Origin of the sequence: Amycolatopsis sp. NPDC058986, assembly GCF_042741125.1 — a bacterium.
Taxonomy (GTDB): domain Bacteria; phylum Actinomycetota; class Actinomycetes; order Mycobacteriales; family Pseudonocardiaceae; genus Amycolatopsis.
Map to the genome: position 1 here is coordinate 4,273 of NZ_JBHYJW010000097.1, position 4,018 is coordinate 8,290.

Annotated in this window: 6 protein-coding genes; all 6 read right to left on the bottom strand. The window is 68.2% G+C overall.

The features are described 5' to 3' along the window. Nucleotides 1–616 (bottom strand): hypothetical protein (locus tag ACFW0G_RS43280; RefSeq protein ID WP_378331388.1); only part of this gene is annotated, 616 nt, incomplete at its 3' end. Beyond that, entirely contained in the window at nt 613–870 is a 258-nt protein-coding gene (locus tag ACFW0G_RS43285) for a hypothetical protein (RefSeq protein ID WP_378331389.1), read from the bottom strand. The genes ACFW0G_RS43285 and ACFW0G_RS43280, both read right to left, overlap by 4 nt. Before the next feature lie 63 nt (nt 871–933). Beyond that, the gene (locus ACFW0G_RS43290) at nt 934–1,284 is read right to left on the bottom strand and encodes a hypothetical protein (RefSeq protein WP_378331390.1); all 351 of its coding nucleotides are present in this window, start codon (nt 1,282–1,284) and stop codon (nt 934–936) included. Between the two features lie 66 nt (nt 1,285–1,350). Next, on the bottom strand, nt 1,351–2,319 hold the full coding sequence (locus ACFW0G_RS43295) for a ParB/RepB/Spo0J family partition protein (RefSeq protein WP_378331391.1): 969 nt from the start codon (nt 2,317–2,319) through the stop codon (nt 1,351–1,353). Continuing rightward, the gene (locus ACFW0G_RS43300; protein WP_378331392.1) at nt 2,319–3,125 is read right to left on the bottom strand and encodes a ParA family protein; all 807 of its coding nucleotides are present in this window, start codon (nt 3,123–3,125) and stop codon (nt 2,319–2,321) included. The genes ACFW0G_RS43295 and ACFW0G_RS43300 overlap by 1 nt, the downstream gene beginning before the upstream one ends. Nucleotides 3,126–3,494: 369 nt before the next feature. Beyond that, entirely contained in the window at nt 3,495–3,896 is a 402-nt protein-coding gene (locus tag ACFW0G_RS43305) for a hypothetical protein (protein WP_378331393.1), read from the bottom strand. Nucleotides 3,897–4,018 lie beyond the last annotated feature (122 nt).

Sequence of the window (4,018 nt, forward strand, 5' to 3'; positions counted from 1 at the left end):
AGTCGAGGGCGGCGCGGATCTCGTCGGCGGTGGCGGGGTCCTCGACGTGGCGGCGCGTGAGTTCGGCCTGTACGGCGCGCGCGAAGTCGCCCAGTTCCTCGTCGGCGTCGACGACGAAGCGGCGGGCGGTGCGGTCGGCTTGGCGCCGGACGAACCCCGGGTCGGGTGTGCTCGTGCCGTCCGGGGCCGTGTCGGTGTCGGCGGGTTCGGCCGGGGTGGTCACGTCCCCGGTGGTGGGTGAATACGGCGTATTCGCCTCGCCCTGGTTGCCCTGGGGCTCGATGGGCTGGAGCGGGCAGACGTCGGCGAGCCAGCACGTGTAGTGCCAGGGGGTGCCGTAGACGCGCTGTGCGGTGAGCTGGTCGCAGCGGTGGCACGGGCGCGGTTCGCTCTGGCCGCTTTGGGCCAGGGGGACGTCGTCGTGTCCGGCGAGCAGGCCGACCACGAGGCCGACCGCGCGCTGCAGGTCTTCGAGGACCGGCCACCACGTGACTTCGCGTCCGGTGGGGCCGGGGTGGTCGGCGTCGCGTTCGGTGGCGAGGCGGTGGGCGATGGCGAGGGTGCCGCCGGGGCCGACGATGTCGGCCAGGCGCTCGCGGGCGGTCGGCCGGGTCACTGGGCGGGCCTCCACTCCGGCCAGTGCTGGGCCAGGAGTTCGCGTCCGGCATCGGTCAGCCGGGCCTTGACCGACTCGCCGGGCTCGACCGGGACGTACGGGACGGAGATCCAGCCGGACGCTTCGGCGTCGACAAGGCCGCGGCTGTCCGCGGCGCGTGCGCGCTGGGCGGCCAGTTCCCAACCCGCGCGGGCGAGACGGACGCGTCCGCCGTCAACGGCGGACAGCAGCCGGAGCTGCGACTCACTGATCATGATGGCTCCTTTCACGACGGAAGCCACAATACCCCGAAGTTCGGAACTTCGGAAGTTCCGAACTTAGGCGGTGTGTCGTCGGGTCTGGGACTTCGCCGGGCCGGACTTCTGCAGGTCCAACCCCTCGCGCACCCGCGCCACAATGCCGGTCGCGATCTCTTCCTCGGTGTCGCCATGCAGCTCGTCGCGGACGGACATGAGCAGGTCGACCGCAATCCGGACCAGCGTCGCGTCGGTGATCCGCTCAGCCTTGGTGGTGCGCTGGCGGGCGACCTGGCCGCGCAGGTCGAGTAGGTCGGTGACCTGGTCGGGCCAGAGCCCGAAGTCGCGCCTCGTCATGGCCGCCGTCTTGGGGCCGTCGTCGGTGACGCGGCCGCGGTCGGCGAACGACGGGATGTCCTGGGGCAGGGGCATGGATCCTCCTCGGGTCGAGCCTGGGCGCGGGTGAATACGGCGTATTCACCCGCGCCCAGGGCACGGTCACTTGGGTTTGCGCAGGCTCTTGATCAGGTCGGTGATCTCCTCTGCGGTGAGCTGGGCACGCAGCGCGGCGGCGAGCTGCGACGGCGAGCGCTCCGCCACCCGAATCACGAGCGCCGGTTTCCGACGCGGCAGCTTGTCGCGCTTGGCCGTGTCGGCGGCGGCCGGGGTGGGCGAGGCTGTCACGTCCCTCCCGGCGGCCGCGGCCTCGTCGTCGCCCGGGGCCGTCGGTGCCGGGGTGAATACCGGGTATTCACCCGACTCGGCAGTGGCCGCGGACCAGCGTGCGAGCTGTTCGTCGGCGGGCAGCCGTTCGGAGATGAGCCAGGACTGCACCACGCTCTCCGGCAGCTCTCCGGCGGCCAGCTTGACCTGCAGATCGGGGTGCAGTCGCGGGCACTCGCGCGCGGTGGTCCAGGTGATCCGGTCGGCCTCGATCGCGTCCTGTAGCTCGGGTGCGAGCTTGGTCAACCCGATGCGGTGGTTGACCCAGGCGGGCGTGCGCCCCAGTGCCGCGGCCAGTTTCCGTTCGGAGCCGTACCGCGACACCATCCGCGCGAGGTGCCTGCCCAGGTGCAAGTTGTTGACCGATCGGCGGCGGTCATTCTCGGAGATCACTGCCTTGTCGATCTGGTCTTCGGTCCACTCGTCGTGGATCTCGTACCGCAGTCCTGGGATGCCGGCCTTTTTGGCGTTGGCGAGTCGGAGGCATCCGTTGATCACGACGAACGGTTCTGGGCCGACCTGGTCGGCAAGGTATGGCTTGCGATCGAGGAACGCGGCCAGGCTCATGATGTTGATGTTCTGGAGCTGGCCTTGTGTCTTGAGGTCTTCCGCGTCGCTGTCGTCCCCTTCGGCATTGAGTGGCCGGGTGTTCTCCGGGTTCGGCTGCAGATCGGCGACGGGCATGACCAGCCCGTTTTCGACGGCGACGACCTCGTCATCGTCTGCGCCCAGGACGACACGCATCACTCGCCTCCGTTCACGGCGATCTCCATCGCCAGCTTCAGGAAGTCGGTGCGTGCCTCCGTGGAAACCCTGTTCTTGGGGAAGGTCGTGCACAGCCGTCCGGCCGCCGACGCGTTGGTGTGGACCTTGTACCGGCGAACCACCGTGGTGGCCAGCGGGAACCCAGCGCGTTCGACGCGCTTCTGGGTGTCGACCAAATCGCCGGTGCCGTCCCTGGGATCCCAGTTGTTGATCACCACGAGGTAGGGGATGCCGAGCGGCTCGACCACTTCCCGGATAGTGCGCTTGAGCGGGTTGAAAGCGAGGTCTTCGGGTTCGAGCGGCAAGAGCACCATGTCCGCCGATTCGAGCGAGGCCCGCACGATCGACTTTTCCAGCGGCTGGTCTCCCTTGTCCTGGTCCGTACCCTTGGGCAGCCAGCCCGGACTGTCGACGAAGATCCGTTTGTACTGCCGCGAGGTCTTGAGCTTGGCCAGCACGCGCGGGTTCTCGTCTTCCTGGGCGTAGTCGAGCGGCAAGGGCCGCTTCGCCTTCCAGAAGACTTTCGAGACCTTGTCCAGCCAGTCGACGAGGCTGGTTTGCGGGTCGGTGCTCACGGTGAGCACCTGGGCCTTGCACTGGCGCAGGAGCGCCCGGAGTTGCGCGTCAGCGCCCGGAGCGGCCAGGTCGAGGCGTTTGAGTGCGGCTTCGACGTCCGGGGGCACCATCGGCGGGAACGCTTCCGCGGTGGTGGCTCCCAACTGGACGGTGAGGGTGGTCTTGCCCACCCCGCCTTTCTGGCTGACGATGACGGTGACCTTGGTCATTTTCGCTCCGTGTGCTTTCCCGTACTGGTACTTCGGAGACGGGGTGAATACGCCGTATTCACCCCGGGGTCGGTGGGGTTCGCAACGTCCAGAACCCCCGCAACCGAAGTTCGGAACTTCGGAAGTTCCACACTCTACCCGCTTCGGTCGCCGGGGTGAATACGCCGTAGTCACCCCGGCGCGGCGCGCGCTGTCACGTCCCCGGCAAGCAACAAGGAAGGCCCCCGCCGTGTCGGTGGGGGCCTTCCGGGCTCTGGTCGAGGATCAGGCGGCGCGCTGCCGCTTCCGTTTGAGCTTCATCGCGGCGATTGCTCGGGCGGTAGCTCCGGACTGGCTGGGCATGGGTTCTCCTTCGGGTTCGCTTGGGATTCAGCGGCAGATGAGCGGGTTGATCGCGGCGAGCTGGGTGATCAGGTTGTGTGCGTCTTGCTCGTCGATGTGGGCTTTGAGCGCGGCGACGTGATCAGGTTCTGTGTTCTCGTCGAAGGGAGTGGTGACGATGACCGGAAGCCCATGCTGGAAATGACCACGCAGGTGCAGGAACAGGGTGGGGTCGCGGTGGTGGTACTTGCCGATGGTCATGTCCTGCACCGTCGTCAGGTCCTGCCAGGCGGCGAGTGATCGCAACTTGCGTGGCGCTGGGGCGGTCAGGTGCACCCAGAGCACGCCGGGCGCGTGCGGGTGCTCGGTCACTGAGGCTGGTCCGAGCGGGGAACCGTCGATGAGTTCGGCGATCTGGTTGATACCGCGGATATCGAGGTGGTCGGGCACGGCAGGTTCCTTTCAGGCGGTTGTGGTGGGTACCTGGGTCGGGTCGAGTGATCCGCGCTGGGCAAGGCGGATGGCAAGGCGGGTGATCAGGCGCCAGTGCGTGTTCACCAGGCCGCGGGCAC

Coding starts and splice junctions, on each gene's coding strand:
- ACFW0G_RS43290 (WP_378331390.1), bottom strand. CDS start 1,284: ATGCCCCTGCCCCAGGACATCCCGTCGTTCGCCGACCGCGGCCGCGTC.
- ACFW0G_RS43300 (WP_378331392.1), bottom strand. CDS start 3,125: ATGACCAAGGTCACCGTCATCGTCAGCCAGAAAGGCGGGGTGGGCAAG.
- ACFW0G_RS43295 (WP_378331391.1), bottom strand. CDS start 2,319: ATGCGTGTCGTCCTGGGCGCAGACGATGACGAGGTCGTCGCCGTCGAA.
- ACFW0G_RS43285 (WP_378331389.1), bottom strand. CDS start 870: ATGATCAGTGAGTCGCAGCTCCGGCTGCTGTCCGCCGTTGACGGCGGA.